We start from the raw sequence: 16,420 nt of genomic DNA on the forward strand, positions 1-16,420 counted from the left end.
ATCATTATCTGTGCGGCTTTTTATCAGTGTCTATCTCACTTTTTGTTTCTTTACCGTTGACCAGCCACTATATATCTTTCGTCCTTTTTCATCATATCTGTATGAACGGATCCTGTAATAATAAGTCTGCCCCTTCTTCAGTTTTGTGTTTGTATATTTCGTAGTCGAGCCGGATTTGATCACCTTTGCTCTTACATAAGGATGTGTAGTTCCTGCACGGCGATATATTTCATATCCGGCTGCACCCTTTGACTTTTTCCAGGTAAGTGAGAGTCTGCCGGCCGTCTTATTGGAAATACCTGTGATTGATGTTTTCGGAGGTTTCGCAGTAAGATCATCAGCCGAATAAGGATCCTGGGTCATATAAAGAACAGATTTGTTTCCGGCTCCGTATAAGTCCTTTGTTTCTTTGTCATATGCAAAATATATATTTGAACTGTCCGTCGCATATGTATATCCCCTGGAAATACTTCCGGAAATCGGAGTATCCAGAAACAGTCCGCCGTCTTCTCCAACTGTCCCTTCATCACTGTTTGTAATATCTGCCATATAATATCTGCCGTTATTTGCCACAACATTCCACATATGAGGCCCCTCTCCTGTGCCGCCATCCATCATGCCGGTCACTGTATAGCAGGTAATATCGCTGAGATCACACAGATACTGAAATGCCTTGGAATAGCCTTCGCATACTACATTCGTACTGTCATCTCCGTCAAAAACATAGATCAGCTGCCATGGATCTCCGTATTCGTATTCGTCCGCCTCTGTCACATCATCATTATAGGAAGTCAGATAGCAGATAGTCTCTTTATATCCATACAGTTTTTCCGTTTCCGTAAAATCCTGAAATTCTTTTACGATCATTCTTGCATTTTCTGCTGCCATTCTGGCAAGCTGCACAATTTGGGCATTTACCTTATATGTGCTTGAGGCATAGCTGCTGGTTACCGGCATATGTATGGAAAGATTTTCAATTTTTACAGTTGTTTTGTTTCCTGTTCTCCTGGTAGAATAATTATATTGCCATGTAGTAGATGCAGTCTTTTCGTACCAGTATAATTCGTAAGGACAGTCTACCGCCAGGCAATCAATGATTTTTGAGATATCCAGTTCTTTGAGGTGCGCAGCTACTTCTCTTTCAAGCGCACTGCCGCTTACTGTTGTCTGCCAGGTCAGTCCCAGATTTGAAGTGATCTTAAATCTGGTGGAACCGCCTTTGGAGGCTACTGCACTGATTTTGCTCTTAAGCTCCTCATATAAGGTCTGCTGTTGTCCGTTCAGTATATCCTCCCCTACAGAAGCTGCCGGCTGTGTGCCCGGATCCTGTCCATACAGAATATCATTCAGATATTCTTCCAGAAGCTGTCTGTTATTCGGGACAACATCTGATTTTGGAATCATTTTTTCTGTAAAAACTTCTGTTTCATCCGAATCCTTTTCGTCTGAACCTGATTCCTCAGAAGCTTCCTCAGAAATACCTTCTTCTGTGCCTGATGTAATCTCCTCTTCATCTGACGTCTCCTGCTGTGTGCCAAATTCTGCTGTATCTTCTGAATTAAATCCGGAGACTGTACCATCTGTGAAATCTGCTGCTGTCACAGGTGTCACTGTAATTCCTGCTGCAAGGATCAGACTTATTCCCAGACTCACAAAGTTTTTCTTTCTGTACATATCGCATTCCCCCTTATCCATCGTAAATATTGTATATTATATACAATACTTTATTTTGACAGATAAGACAAGAGGTTTCTGGTTACTGTTCACACACCACTATCCCGCGAGGTGTTTTGGCATGAATATGCCAAAATCCCGAGACATACGAGCCAAAATTCCATTGCCGCAGGCAATCTGGAATGAATTTTGGCTACGTTACTGTGAACGGAGTGAACAGTAACGGTTTCTGGATTGGCACACTAAATCCTTTCTTCTTTAAGTAATTCATTTTCTCCTGCAAGATAGCACAAATCTGCAAGACGCTCATATTTAGTCTGCATACATGCAATATAATCATCCAGAAATCTTCTCACACAATACGGAATATCCAACTGGTCATATCTGCTCTCTAATTCTGCCAGGTCGCTGTTATCCTGCCTGATATACCCATCTGCTGCGCTGATCTTCTTTTTCAGGGCAAAGAGCCTCTCCTCGTAATGATCCGTTAATTCCATTTCGCATAATTCATTCATTTTGTTCATCTTATTCTTTTCTCCCTATTATCTTTTTACCTTGCTGCTTCGCATCACAGGCAATGCCGCTGCTTCTTTTCACATTTGCAGTAACCTTGTTACCTGTGTCATTGCGTTTGCTGTGTGTTGTTGTGTGTTGTTGTGTGTTGTTGTGTGTTGTTGTATCATATGTTGTTTTGCTGTATTATGTGTGTTGTGTACCTGACACGTACAGACCGGTACATGCCGTTTTCTGTCTTATTACGGCTTTAATTGTAATTTCCTTCTCAGAAAATGTCAACGCATTTCGTCCGACGTTTCATGATATAATTCGACATTTATCTGAAAACATTAACAAAAAAAGTTGTTATTCACCACCGATTACTGTGGAAACAACAACTTTTCATTAATATTTTTTATGCCTGATGAATAAATTTATTCAATTTCTGTCAGCATGCCCAACTTCCGTGCAAGACAAAACAATTCTTTGTTTGCGGCATTCATAGTTCCGAAGTCTTTCAGCGGGCAGATAACTTTCTGACACTTTTTCATCACTTCTGCCGCTCTGTCATAAGCCTCCTGTGAAATACATTCAAAGGGCTTTTCCGTGATCACCTGTTCTGCAAGTACGCTGGCCGCCTGATAATCAACATCATTGGTATGAATCACTCCTGCTGCAAACGGAATTCCCTGGCGCTGCAGCTTCCGGTAATATGGAATTCCGCTTCCGTTTCCGCCGATCACAAATACCTGCGGATTTCCCCTGGGCGGCTCCATTTCCACGCATCCAAAAGCAGCATTATAACTTCCGCGGGTAATTCCATACAATTTCCGAATATAATCAGAAGTAAAAATCTCTTCCGGCGCACCGTATTTTTCTATATATTCTCCATGTACACAGATCACCTTATCTGATATCTTCTGGGCAAGATCCAGTTCGTGCAGCGACATGATCACTGTTAACTGATGATCCAGCACCATCTGCTTCAGAATGGTAAGAAGTTCCAGCTTATGGCGGATGTCCAGAAAAGAGGTTGGCTCATCCAGCACAATGATCTCCGGCTCCTGGCAGATAGCCCGGGCAAGAAGGATACGCTGTCTCTGACCATCACTGATAGCTGTAAAATCCCGGTCTTTCAAATCCCAGGCATGGACAGTTTCCATGGATTTCTTTACCTTTGCCTTATCCTCTGCGGAAAGGATTCCCAGCGTACCTGTATAGGGATACCGTCCTGTGGCTACTATATCCTCACAGGTCATCAGTTCCGGACGCATACGTTCTGTAAGGACGACTGCCAGTTTCCGTGAAACTTCTTTATTGGACATTTTTGCCATCGTCACTTTATCCAGATATACAGTACCGCTGATCGTGGCAAGCTGTCTTGTAATACTCTTGAGAATTGTGGATTTCCCCGCCCCATTGGGACCGATCAGAGTGAGGATCTCACCCTTTTTCAACTGAATATTAATTTCTCTGATAAGTGGTCTGCCATCATAACCGACAGTAAGCTGATCTGTACAGAAAAAATACTGTTCCTGCTGATCTGCATTTCTGTTTTTTGTTTCTTTTATTACATCTGTTATTTTCTCTGACATGTCTTTTCCTGCTCTTCCCTTTTATACATATGCCAATCTGTCAACTCACAGTCACCCGGCAGATCGCCATATCAGTTTCTCTTCTGTCTGCGGATCATAATGTAGATTACGACCGGTGCACCAAATACTGCTGTTACGGAGCTGATGCTGAGCTCTGTGGGGGCAAATACAGTTCTGGCGATCAGGTCGCAGAAAAGACAGAATACAGCACCGCCCAGAAAACAGGCCGGAATCACAAGAATCGGTCTGGCTGTTTTCAGCAGGCTCTTTACAATGTGAGGCACTGCAATACCCACGAAAGAGATTGGCCCTGCAAAAGCTGTTACACAGGCAGATAAAATACTGGATAACAGAATCAGTCCTATACGGAACAATTTAATATTCACTCCCATATTCTGTGCATAAACCTCTCCCAACTGATAAGCGCCGATAGGTTTAGACATAAAGAATACGATCACCATCGTGATCAGAACCACCACTGCCATTACCTGTACATTGCCCCAGGACATACCTGAAAAGCTTCCCAATGACCAGTTGTGGAGATTAACAATATTGGAATCATCAGCAAATGTAACCACAAAATCTGTGATTGCAGAGCAGATATAGCCTATCATAACGCCACTGATGACAAGCATGGACATGTTGTGGACTTTTTTTGCGACCAGCAGCACAAATCCCATTGAGATCATGGAACCGATAAATGCCGCAATGATCATAGCTGCGGATCCCATGGAGATAGATCTGCTCAGAAAAAAAATCATCAGCAGGGCAACTACCAGCTTGGCTCCTGATGAAATTCCAAGTACAAAGGGACCTGCAATAGGATTATTAAAAAATGTCTGAAGAAGAAATCCGGATACGGAAAGTGCCCCTCCCAGAATAATTACCGCCAGAATCCTCGGAAGACGGATTTCCCAGATGATATTGTAAGCAGTCGCATCTCCCTGATGTCTGAAAATAATATTCAGGATCTCGTTCACTGAAAGGTGAATACTTCCGGCATTTACATTCCATATAAATAAAATTATCAGAAACACTGCCAGTATAAGAAATGCCATCCAGTATCTGGCTGTACGTTTTTTGTCATTCATGTTTTTCCCTTTTGCTATTTTAACTTATGCATATATGTAAGTTCATCCAGTGAATCATCATCTGTAGTAAGAATTGTATGGATATCCTCGATCATAGTTCCAAGCTCTGTAGTTTCCTGAAAAAGATTTTTACCTGTACACCACACATTTCCATCCTTCACTGCCTTAAAATCTGCCAGAAGGTTACTCTTGCCCAGAAGTTCATCAACAGTAGAAAGTTCACCGTCGATAGTGCTGTTATAGATGATATAATCTGCATCCTTTGCTTTGGCATAAAACTCTTCCATCTGCATATTCATAGTAGACAGAGCATTATCACTTTCTCCTGTATCTTCCGGAACGTATTTGCCGCCTGCGAGCTCAATCATGTTTGAAACGTAGTCACCATTCTTTCGCACATTAACGGCACCTGTTGAATTAATGTAAAAGAAAGCCACTGTTTTACCTGTATCTTTATCATCAGAAGTCAGGACTTTGTCAAGCTTGTCTGTCTGCTCCTTAAACGCTTTCTCCGCTGCATCCTCTTTTCCGAGAAGTACTGCATAGAGCTTCATCCATTCAGTTCTGCCAAGGGGATGGCTTTCGTAGCTGGAACGTTCTACCATTACCGGAATACCAAACTGTTCCAGTTTCTCTTCTACCTCCGGATTGTGATGGATCATGGTTGACTCAATCGCAAGACCGCATCCCTCATTCAGGATCAGCTCATAGTCCGGTGCATTATACTTGCCTGCATAAATCATTTTGCCGGATTCCATGGCATCTTTTGCCTCCTGGATGTACCATCCGTTTTCCTGAGTTCCTGAAAGGCGAATGCTGTCAATACCGTCAATCGCACGGAAAAGATCCATAGCAGAGGTTGCTACTAGATAAATGTTGTTCAGCGGCTGCTGAATAACTGTGATATCTTTTTCAAGCCCCTCTGGTGCCTTTTTTCCCTCCGGGACTACAAGAAACTGTCCTTCCTGATTGATAGTGATCAGCGCATAGCCATCCTTGTAATAATCTACGCTGAATTCTTCTGCGTAGGAAAGTTCCATGCTGTGGTCATAGGTAAGTCCCGGGATATCCACAGGAGTTTTTGCATTGTCTTTATCTGCTGCGTATGCTGTACAGACAGTGCATATACAGATAAGAAATAATATAGCTGACAGGAAACTGATAAATATTGTTTTTTGCTGTTTCTTTATTATGTTTTTCATCTTCATAATTGTTTTTTTCTTTGTATATGATTATTTTGCTGTTTTTTCTGCTTCTTTAACAGTTGTGGAATCAAAGTTTAAGGTATAGTCAATTTCGTGAGGCTCACTCATTGCTACTGTATCTGCCGTTACATCCATCTCTGCATCAAATACACTGACAGGGATTTCAAAAGTGGAATTTCCCTCTTTATTGACCGGCTCATATTTTTCACCATCCACCAGCATATAATCATAGTTCGGGCTGCTCCATACGATAGTGGCTGTAGCTTTGTCACCTTCTACTTTAATGGCAGCAGGAGAATCAATGGTTGCTCTTCCTGAACCACCTGTGAGAGTTACATCCATGGTATAGTCACCATCTTCAAGATTCAGATCTGCCAGAGTCTTACCTTCACCTGTCTTGCTGTCTTTCGCATCTTTGTCTGTATCATCTGCTTTGGAATCTGCAGCTTTGTTTTCTTTATCATCTTTTTTTGCATCTGTATCATCGGATTTTACAGGATTTTTGACACTTACCTTATGGTCGTACCATTTTCCCTTTGTTCCGATCAGTGCTACATCGAATTCTTCATCAATTGCAGGTACCGGGATATCAAATCCATATACTTCCTCGCTCATTCCATCACTGTAAGTAACAGTGTCTGTGGTTGGCTCAAGAACCTCTGCCCCGTCTTTCTGTGCATCTTCTGCCTTTCCGACGAAAAGGTTTACGATTTTCTTTGATGCAAGGCTTACGTGGATAGTCATCTTGCCATCTTTTACTGTAAGGGTTCCTTTGCCGTCGTTTGCCTCATTTACATGGAACATTCCACTGTCTGTATCAAATTCTGCTGTGTAGGTGCCATCTTCTAATGCGTCATCCTTAGATGAATCTTTATCTTTACTGTCTGCATCTTCTGCATCTTTTGTATCAGTTTTTTCTTTATCAGAAGTTTCCTCTGTTGCTGTATCGGTATCTGTGTTTGCCAAAACCGGGCTTGTACCGATCAGTGTGGCTGAAATGGTAAGTGCTGACATTAATAATGTAAATGAACGTTTTTTCATGATGTTTTTTTCTCCTTTAGTTTTCTCATATTATAGTAATTCCAGAAAATAATGCAATCAGGAGATTGTACCGGACTATTTGCAGTATTTTATGGAATTGCTATAATCCTGTTTTCTCTTATCATATAATATATCTGCCCGGAAACTTTTGCAAGTTCTCCGGGCAGTTTATCTCGTTTGGACAATATTTATAGTTTAATAACTTTTTGCAGAAAGATTATTCAGCATCAGCTGCAGTATCATCTGTTGTTTCTGCTGCTGCATCATCTGTCTGTGCATCGTCTGCACTGTCATCTGCTGCTTCGGCATCAGTATCCTCTGCTGCTGAATCATCAGATGCTCCAAGAGAATCAATTGCTGCTTTTGTATGAGCTACATAGAGATCCTCTACTGCTGCGATTCTTCCAAGACCTGCGATCTGGCAGTCAACACTGTCGAAATCACCGGCTGCTTCAAACTGAGATTTCCAGGAATCTGCATCATCACCAGCCATATCATTGTTAGCGTGGTCTCCGGCAACAACCATCAGAGGACGAAGGATCACATTCTTGAAGCCTGCTTCTTTTACTTTCTCGATAACCTTGTCACATGCTGTGTCTTCCGGTTCTCCCTCTACAGTTCCGATGAAAGCGTTTGTGAATCCAAGATTATCCATCTGTGTCTGCATCTGGTCATAGGTTACGTTAGCTGTATGGGATGTACCATGTCCCATGAATACAAATGCTGTGCCTGCATCTGCTGCTGCTTTCATATCATCAAATCCGGCTTCCTTGCAGGCTTCATCTGTGATTGCCTGAGCAACTGCTTTCTTGTCATCATTGATCACTGTAGCGTCATCACCAACTTCACCGAGCATTGGCTCTGCAATTGCAACAGATTCAAATTTGTCTTTGTATCCATCAATTGCCTCTGTCATTTCATCATATTCTGCACCATGCATCAGATGTGTCGGCTGTACAACAAGATTCTTAACACCGTTAGCTACTGCACGGTCAAGAGCCTGCTGCATATTATCGATTACTTCATCATCTCTTGCCTGTACATGGTTGATGATAATCTGTGCTGTAAATGCACGTCTTACTGACCAGTCCGGATATGCTTTTGCAAGGGCATCCTCGATTCCTTTGATATCCTCTGCACGGCTGTCGTTGAAGGATGTACCAAAGCTTACTACAAGAAGTTCGTTCTCACCAATCTCATCCTGGTTACGAGGATCATCTTTGGAAGCATCACCTGTATCACGTCCAAAGTATTCAGGGCTTGCTTCTTCACCTGTTACCAGCTCTTTCTGAGCATCTGTAAGTTTATCCCATGCTTCTTTTGCTGCTTTGCAGTCCTCGTCAGTTGTGTCTGTTCTTTCCTGAACGTAAATCTTATCGATCAGGGCACCTACTTCATCAGCTGCTTTCTGGTCATCATCAGAAGCTTCTGTTGTATCATCAGATGCTTCCTCTGTATCTGCTGCCTCTGCATCATCTGCAGCTGCTTCTGTGTCATCTGCTGCCTCTTCTGTTGCTGTATCATCAGATGCAAAAGCTACTGTACCTGTTGCTGCTGTCATGGAACAGGTCATAGATACTGCCAGTAATAAAGCTAACATGGATTTTCTTTTCATTTCGTTTTTCCTCTTTTATTTCTCGTATTTCCGGACAATTGTATGCACAAAAAAGGTAACTGCATATTCTGCAGCTACCGCTTTCCCATAAATACATGGTTTATATGTACCAGATACATCTGTAATTTCCGATTCTGTCTGATTCATTTAATAAAAGAGCTATGTATCGTTATGAGAATACAGGTTCTGTATACCGCAGACCTTAAATTCTACGCCAAGGCAGTTCTCCTGACTTCGATCATCACTGTTTTTCCCTTCCCGGTTTCCCAGTGGTTTCTGAAAAACAGCTCCCATACACAGTGACGGTATCGCTCCGGATTCTCACCGGATTCTCTTTTGCGCATCAAATGCGATGCAACCTTTGCGTTATAACATTGCACATATTCAATTCGGATATTCTTTTTTTATCACATTTTAACAAAAATGTCAATACAATTCGTGTATATTTTCCTTTAATGTTTGGCATTATTTTAAAAAAATGTCGATTCTACTGTTCACTGATAGTATCCCGCAAGGTGTTTTTTTGTGAGCGAAAGTCACAGAAAACCCAAGACATACCGCGCGAATTTATGCGATTACACTTCTGTCAGAGTTTTAAAAAAACAGGTCCTGTTTCCAGTATGGCAGGCCGCACCAATCTGTTCTACCCTGGCAAGGATCGTATCATTGTCACAATCCAGTGTAAGAGATTTTACAAACTGGAGATGTCCAGATGTAAGTCCTTTCGTCCAGAGTTCATTGCGGCTTCTGCTCCAGTAAGTCATTTTACCGGTTTCAAGAGTGGTATTAAAAGCTTCTTCATTCATATACGCCAGCATCAGCACTTCGTTTGTCTGATAATCCTGAGCTATGACAGGTACCATTCCGTCACTGTTTAATTTAAAATCAGACCATGCGATGCTGCTTTTTAAATTCACTGTATTTTCCATTTTCTGTCTCCATCTAATTTATTGATTGCCATAAATCATTTCGTAAATTTTCAAATTTTACAAACTGCCCTTGGTAGACAGAACATCTGTGATCCTCGGATCATAGGATGTGGCTGCGTCCAGTGCTTTGGCAAAACTTTTGAACATTGCTTCTGCTACATGGTGATTATTCCCACCGGCCAGAACCCTGATATGAAGGTTCATGCCACAGGCATAGGAAATGGCATAGAAGAACTCTTTTACCATTTCCGTGGACATGTCACCGATCCTGTCTGTGGTAAACTCTGCATCCCATACAAAGTAAGGTCTTCCGGACAGATCAATGGCGCAGAGCACCAGAGACTCATCCATCGGAAGAATACAGCTGCCGTAACGTTTGATTCCTTTTTTGTCACCGATTGCTTCTTTTAACGCAGTTCCCAGAACAATTCCTGTATCCTCGATGGTATGATGGTCATCCACCTGAAGATCACCATGGACTCTGACACTGAGGTCAAAAAGTCCATGACGGGTAAACCCATCCAGCATATGGTCAAAAAATCCCACACCTGTCTCAATGTCAGAGTATCCGGTTCCATCCAGATTTATTTTTAATTTGATTTCTGTTTCTTTTGTATTTCTTTCTGCTGAGGCTTCTCTTGCCATGACTAAGTCCTCTCTGTCCTGCTTATTTTAGTTACTGTTCACACACCACTATCCCGCGAGGTGTTTTTGCATGAATTTACACATTTATTATTTCTTATCTTCATCCTCAAAACGAACTGCAATAGAATTTGCATGTGCAGTCAGCTGCTCAGAAGTTGCAAACTGGATGATATCTTTGTGGATGTTGCGCAGTGCGGATTTTGAGTAATATACAATACTTGATTTCTTGATAAAATCATCTACGGAAAGGGCTGAGAAGAATTTGGCAGTTCCGTTTGTAGGAAGCACGTGGTTCGGACCTGCAAAATAATCTCCCAGTGGCTCAGAACTGTACTCTCCGATAAAGATCGCACCTGCATTCTTCACTTTCATCATATCTTCAAAAGGATTGGCTGTCACGATCTCCATATGTTCCGGAGCAATTTCATTGGCTGCCTCAATCGCCTCGTCCATATCCTCTGCGATCAGAATATAGCCAAAGTTATCCAGGGATTTCTGAATGATTTCCTTTCTGGAAAGAACCTCAACGAAACCTTTTACTTCTTCATCTACTTTCTTCGCGAATTCCTCACTTGTAGTGATCAGGATAGCACATGCCAGTTCATCATGCTCTGCCTGTGAAAGAAGGTCTGCTGCCACAAAATGCGGATTAGCTGTCTCATCTGCAAGAACAAGGATCTCACTCGGTCCTGCAATGGAATCAATGCTTACATAACCATATACTGCTTTCTTTGCAAGAGCTACAAAAATGTTTCCGGGACCTACAATCTTGTCTACCTTCGGAATGCTCTCTGTTCCGAAAGCAAGGGCACCGATTGCCTGTGCACCACCCACTTTATAAATCTCATCTGCTCCTGCTTCTTTGGCTGCTACCAGTGTGGAAGCGCATACTTTGCCATCCTTTCCGGGTGGTGTTGTCATAACAATGTGCGGGACTCCTGCCACTTTTGCAGGTACAATATTCATCAGTACAGAAGACGGATAAACTGCTTTTCCACCGGGTACATAGACACCCACACGATTTAACGGTGTCACTTTCTGGCCAAGCATGGTTCCATCTGTTGTGCTTGTAAACCAACTGTTCTGGATCTGTTTTTCATGATACTGACGGATATTGACCAAAGCTTTGCGGATTACTCCAAGAAGTGCAGGATCAATCTGCGCATAAGCCTCTTCAATCTCTGCATCCGTGACACGGATCGTCTCTTTTGTCACATCGGCTTTGTCAAATTCTTTTGTATAGGCAAAAAGAGCTGCGTCCCCTTCATTTTTTACTTTATCAAGGATCTGAGCTACTGTGGATTCAAATTTCCCATAGTTATTCGGGCTTCTTTTCAGCAGATTCTCAAGAATATCCTTTGTTGATTCTTTTGTTAATTTTACTGTACGCATCTTTACATCTCCTCCTGAAGAACTCTTCTTAAGTCTTCAATAAGTTTACGGATTCTCTCGTTCTCCATCTTCATGCTCACCTGATTGACTACCATTCTGGCAGACAGCGGGCAGACCTCTTCTAGCACTTTCAGCCCGTTTTCCTTCAGTGTACTTCCGGTCTCCACAATATCTACGATCACTTCAGACAGACCAACGATGGGTGCCAGTTCAATAGAACCATTTAATTTAATCAGATCTACTGTCTGATGTTTTCTGTTAAAGAAGTAATCTTTGGCAATATTTGGATATTTAGTCGCCACACGGATCAGCTGGTTGTTCTCCAGAACTTCTCTGGCACTCTCCGGTCCACAGACACACATCTTACATTTTCCAAATCCAAGGTCCATCACTTCATAAAGCTTACGGCCTTCCTCCAGGATCGTATCCTTTCCCACAATTCCGATATCTGCCGCGCCATACTCTACATAGGTAGGAACATCCGGACCTTTTGCAAGGAAGAATTTCATCTTCAGTTCTTCATTGGTAAAGATCAGTTTACGGGAATCTTTATCTTTCATCTCTTCGCAGGTGATTCCTGCTTTCTCAAACATTTCCATTGTTTTGTTGGCAAGTCTGCCTTTTGTCAGGGCAACTGTCAGATATCTCATGGCTTATCTGGCCTCCTTTTTCAAACGTAATGCCACACATCTGCCTTCTGCGCGGAGTTTCTGTGCCTCTTTAATGGCTTCTGCACGGTTCTGTGGCTCGTATTCGATCACTTCCGGCTTCTCTTCTTTCTCAGAGATCAGTTTCTGGCTGGAAAGTGCAAGAAGAAGGTTATCTACTTCAAGGGCAAATCCGATAGATGCCGCAGGTTTGCCAAAGTGTTTCATCAGGCCATTGTAACGGCCACCCTTGATCATGGGCTCTCCGGTTCCGTAAGTGTATGCCTGGAAAATGATACCTGTATAGTACTGATATTTACTGAGCATTCCAAAATCAAAAGAGATATATTTCTCATATCCGTAGTTTTTCATAATCTCATAGATTTCTTCCAATCTGGAAACCGCCTCCAGTGCGCAGGCATTATTTGTCAGACTTCTGGCTTTCTTTAAGACTTCTTCTGAACCGAACATCTGCGGGATTTCAATAAAAGCTTTCTGCATACTGTCTTTGAGTTTCTGTTCTTCTACAAACTCTTCTACTCCGAAAGAATTTTTCTGTGAGATCAGGACACGAAGGCGTTCCTCTGCTTCCGGACCGAGTTCGGCTTCTTTTAACAGAGATTTAAAGTAATCTACCTGTCCGACACTGACCTGAAATTCTGTAAGACCTGCTGCCAGAAGGCATTCCACTGTCATGGCAAGAAGTTCTGCATCAGCATCTGCGGATTCATCACCGATCCGTTCTACGCCCATCTGTGTGGTTTCTTTGAGATGTCCTCTGTAGCTGGTGTTGTTGATAAAGGTGTTTCCTGTGTAGCAGAGGCTTACAGGTTCTTTATCCGGGGAAAAGTAGGTTGCGCAGGCTCTGGATACGGACGGGGTGAAGTCAGGCCTGAGTACCAGGGTGTTGCCTTCTCTGTCAAAGAATTTGTAGAGTTCTTTGGAGGGGATGGTTCCTACTTCACGGCTGAATACTTCGAAGTATTCGAATGTGGGGGTTTCTATGTCTTCATAGCCATACTGGTGGAAGACGCGATGGATTTTCTCCTGTACCTTTCTTTTCTGGCTGCATTCGCCGTTGTAGATGTCTCTTACACCTTCAGGGGTGTGGAAAATACGCTGCATGGGTGGTCCTCCTCTTGGTTATGTATTGTGGTTTATTATTACTTTATTGGTTTTACTTTAGCATGGTAACGTGTTACTAAAGTAATGTGAAACTAGATAGAATTATAATAGGTTTTCAAAAAAATGTCAAGTACAGTTAATGTTATTATATTGTTGTTTTTGTCTGTTCATTATGTATATTCAGAGGGACGCTCAGAAACATATTGTATTTGAGGTGCGGTTTCGGTATCTAAGAGCTTCTAAGTCTTCAGAAAATCTGCTAAAACCATGAGAAGAAAAGCCCGGAATTACTCGCTGTCGCTCAGACAAGGGGCTTTTCTTCTCATAACGCAGATTTCCTGAAAACTAAGAATCTCTAAGACACCTGCAAATGCACCTCAAATACAATATGTTTCCGAGCTGGTTCTCACAATATGGAAGATTATGATGGCTATAGCAAGTCTATTAACTAATGCATTTAAGGCAGTTCAGCCGAGTGCGAAAGACAAGGAAGATACCTACAGGCGCGCTGACGCACGTCAAGGATATCTGACGCAGGATTTTACGCTCTGATGAACTGAATCAATATACATTATAAGAGGCTTGCTATAGTATGCCAGCAAGTTGATTTCTTCATAGTTACTGCCAATACACAGCGCAGAAATTTATTTTATTTCCGGTGCATTTGCAGGTATCTTAGAGTTTCTTAGGCAAAAAAAATCTGCGTTATGAGCCGGCTGTTTCACTGTCTGAGCGAAGTCTGCGACGGAGCGAGTTTGAGAAGACGGCTCATGCTTTTAGCAGATTTTTTTTGCCTTAGAAACTCTTAGATGCCGAAACCGCACCGGAAATAAAATAAATTTCTGTGCGTCCCCCTTTTTCTATCCCCGCTCATCAAGATCAATCTGAATCCCATCCAGAAAGGGCACAAGAAACCCGCTTTTCTTGTTTAAATAGTACTGAGGCTCCAGCTCTTCGCGCCGAAAGCTCTTGCGGCCGCCTTCCTGCATCCGGTTCCAGAAAATAAGGAGACTGCGCAGTGTAAGGTAATAGAACTGGTTTTCATGGCTGTAGAATATAAGAAAAAAAGCCACCCCTCCCTGCTTTTCAAATGCCTGCATAAATTCCACCTGATGAGAATGGATATTAGCAAGCGGAAAAGTATCCGCAGCACATTCTTTGGCGTCAAAGCAGACAGGGACTCCCTGTACTGCTCCAATATAGTCTACAGTACTTCGCTGTTCGAAATATGCCAGTGTGATATGACGGTTTTCTTTATCCATACGGACAGGTGTAATCGGTGTGGGAATTTTCTGGATAAGTGCCAGTCCCTTTTCTCTGTATTGCTCATTTGTACGATTTACAAGGTCTTCCAGAGTAGAGCCCCGCAAACCTCTGCTGTTCCATGTTGCCACTTTATTTCTCCATAAATTAAATTTTACTCTCTATTTCAGCAACTTCACCGATGGATAATATCTGATGACCGCTTTGCCTACAAGTTCATCGAAAGTCACAAAATTAGTACTTTTCCAGTAGCGGGAATCTGTGGAATGATTGCGGTTATCGCCGAGGACAAAATAACTGTTTTCCGGAACTTCATACGGTCCAAAGCTGCCCCTTGGTTTTTCCGGAACAAAGCTGTCATCCAGAGGAAGCTCTGAATCATTGATGTAGACTTTACCGTCCTTAATCTGTACTTTTTCTCCGGGAAGTCCGATGACTCGTTTGATGAAAAGCCGGCTTTCGTCATCCGGGTATTTGAAAATAACAATGTCAAAGCGTTCCGGATCTTTTATTTTTTTTGATATTTCATGTCCGAAGAAATCCAGATTGAGTCCATATGCAAGGCGGAATCCAAAAATACGGTCTCCTGTCATAATGGTTTTTTCCATTGATTCGGAAGGAATTTTGGCATTGATCAGCACTACGCTATTCACAAGCGTTACGATTACTACTACTATGATGATCATTTTTGCGTAATCCCATATTTCTTTCCAGATTCTCATGATAAGCCTCCTCAAGATTCTCCTCTTTGATAATTTTGCAGAAAAGCTCCGGTGCCGGTGCCACGAAGGTCTGGTCTGTCTCCGGAATTACTAACCTGTATGCATGGAGAAGCTGATGCCTGACTCCATGGCGGATGTATTGCTTATTAAATTCAGAATCTCCGTATTTGGTATCTCCAAGCAGTGGATGTCCTGTTCCTGCAAGGTGGGCACGAATCTGGTGAGTACGGCCTGTGATCAGCTCAACTTCCAGAAGAGTTATTTTTCCGTTGCTGCCAAGAGGACGGTATTTTGTTTCAATCGGCAGGGAATCTTTGAATTCCTGTCTGCTTACGATTACTTTGTTTGTTTTTTTATCTTTGTGCAGATAACCTCTGATATGATCCGGTTTTTCTATTTTGCCTTTTGTGAGGCAGATATAGTATTTGTGAAGTGTTCTGTCGTGGAATATCCCGGACAGAAACTGCAAACCGGCAAGGCTTTTACCTGCACAGACCATTCCGCTGGTATTACGGTCAAGTCGGTTACATACAGAAGGTCTGAAGGTTTTGAGCTGTTCTTCTGTAAGGTCACCTTTCTTTAAAAGGTAGCCGATCAGGTATTCTACAAGGGACGGTTCCCCGTCATCTGCCGGCTGTGAAAGCATCCCTGCCGGTTTATTGATGATAATGATATCAGGATCCTCATAAACAATATCCAGTTCGCAGTATGCTCTTGCTGCCTGACTGCTTCCTGTAAATTTATCGAAAGTTTCATCACTCAGGAACAGTTTGATGGTGTCGCCTTTGATCAGCTTTTCATTTCCTGTGGCTTTCTTTCCATTCAGAGTGATGTTCTTTTTGCGGAGCATTTTATAAAAAAAACTTTTAGGTGCTTCTCTGAGAAGCTTGGCCAGATATTTGTCAAAGCGCTGACCCGCTTCATTTTCTTCTATAATAAATTCTTTCATATTTAATTGTTCCTGTATAATTGTACCAAACT

Annotated in this window: 14 protein-coding genes, 1 pseudogene and 1 riboswitch; all 15 genes and pseudogenes read right to left on the reverse strand. The window is 42.3% G+C overall.

The window, feature by feature from the left end; all coding sequences use genetic code 11:
- Positions 1–30 precede the first annotated feature (30 nt).
- Positions 31–1,674: a hypothetical protein gene (locus G4417_RS07130; RefSeq protein ID WP_173683130.1), complete on the reverse strand. Its 1,644-nt coding sequence runs from the start codon at positions 1,672–1,674 to the stop codon at positions 31–33.
- Between the two features lie 242 nt (positions 1,675–1,916).
- A complete protein-coding gene (locus G4417_RS07135; RefSeq protein ID WP_173683131.1) occupies positions 1,917–2,198 on the reverse strand; it encodes a hypothetical protein in 282 nt (93 codons plus the stop codon).
- 405 nt (positions 2,199–2,603) lie between these two features.
- The gene (locus G4417_RS07140; RefSeq protein WP_173683132.1) at positions 2,604–3,764 is read right to left on the reverse strand and encodes an ABC transporter ATP-binding protein; all 1,161 of its coding nucleotides are present in this window, start codon (positions 3,762–3,764) and stop codon (positions 2,604–2,606) included.
- A gap of 71 nt (positions 3,765–3,835) precedes the next feature.
- Positions 3,836–4,822 (reverse strand): FecCD family ABC transporter permease, encoded by a 987-nt coding sequence (locus G4417_RS07145; protein WP_420314190.1) that lies wholly within the window; start codon positions 4,820–4,822, stop codon positions 3,836–3,838.
- 47 nt (positions 4,823–4,869) lie between these two features.
- On the reverse strand, positions 4,870–6,063 hold the full coding sequence (locus G4417_RS07150) for an ABC transporter substrate-binding protein (protein WP_173683134.1): 1,194 nt from the start codon (positions 6,061–6,063) through the stop codon (positions 4,870–4,872).
- A gap of 24 nt (positions 6,064–6,087) precedes the next feature.
- Positions 6,088–7,101, reverse strand: coding sequence for a hypothetical protein (locus G4417_RS07155; RefSeq protein WP_173683135.1), 1,014 nt, complete (start codon positions 7,099–7,101; stop codon positions 6,088–6,090).
- Between the two features lie 217 nt (positions 7,102–7,318).
- Entirely contained in the window at positions 7,319–8,716 is a 1,398-nt protein-coding gene (locus G4417_RS07160; RefSeq protein ID WP_173683136.1) for a sirohydrochlorin cobaltochelatase, read from the reverse strand.
- Between the two features lie 200 nt (positions 8,717–8,916).
- A riboswitch (cobalamin riboswitch) is annotated at positions 8,917–9,094 on the reverse strand.
- 203 nt (positions 9,095–9,297) lie between these two features.
- Positions 9,298–9,624: pseudogene (hisI, locus tag G4417_RS07165) on the reverse strand (phosphoribosyl-AMP cyclohydrolase); the annotation flags it as partial.
- A 78-nt stretch (positions 9,625–9,702) separates the two neighbouring features.
- The gene (hisB, locus tag G4417_RS07170) at positions 9,703–10,290 is read right to left on the reverse strand and encodes an imidazoleglycerol-phosphate dehydratase HisB (protein ID WP_173683138.1); all 588 of its coding nucleotides are present in this window, start codon (positions 10,288–10,290) and stop codon (positions 9,703–9,705) included.
- An 87-nt stretch (positions 10,291–10,377) separates the two neighbouring features.
- On the reverse strand, positions 10,378–11,682 hold the full coding sequence (hisD, locus tag G4417_RS07175) for a histidinol dehydrogenase (RefSeq protein ID WP_173683139.1): 1,305 nt from the start codon (positions 11,680–11,682) through the stop codon (positions 10,378–10,380).
- A gap of 2 nt (positions 11,683–11,684) precedes the next feature.
- A complete protein-coding gene (gene hisG, locus G4417_RS07180) occupies positions 11,685–12,332 on the reverse strand; it encodes an ATP phosphoribosyltransferase (protein ID WP_008702990.1) in 648 nt (215 codons plus the stop codon).
- Between the two features lie 3 nt (positions 12,333–12,335).
- Entirely contained in the window at positions 12,336–13,454 is a 1,119-nt protein-coding gene (hisZ, locus tag G4417_RS07185; protein WP_173683140.1) for an ATP phosphoribosyltransferase regulatory subunit, read from the reverse strand.
- 860 nt (positions 13,455–14,314) lie between these two features.
- Entirely contained in the window at positions 14,315–14,848 is a 534-nt protein-coding gene (locus G4417_RS07190) for a Holliday junction resolvase RecU (protein WP_173683141.1), read from the reverse strand.
- Between the two features lie 30 nt (positions 14,849–14,878).
- Positions 14,879–15,439 carry a signal peptidase I gene (lepB, locus tag G4417_RS07195; protein ID WP_173683142.1) on the reverse strand — a complete coding sequence of 187 codons (561 nt, stop codon included), beginning with the start codon at positions 15,437–15,439 and terminating at the stop codon, positions 14,879–14,881.
- The gene (locus tag G4417_RS07200) at positions 15,363–16,388 is read right to left on the reverse strand and encodes an RluA family pseudouridine synthase (RefSeq protein ID WP_173683143.1); all 1,026 of its coding nucleotides are present in this window, start codon (positions 16,386–16,388) and stop codon (positions 15,363–15,365) included. The genes lepB and G4417_RS07200 overlap by 77 nt, the downstream gene beginning before the upstream one ends.
- Positions 16,389–16,420 lie beyond the last annotated feature (32 nt).

The organism is Blautia wexlerae, assembly GCF_013300825.1.
GTDB lineage: Bacteria > Bacillota > Clostridia > Lachnospirales > Lachnospiraceae > Blautia_A > Blautia_A wexlerae_B.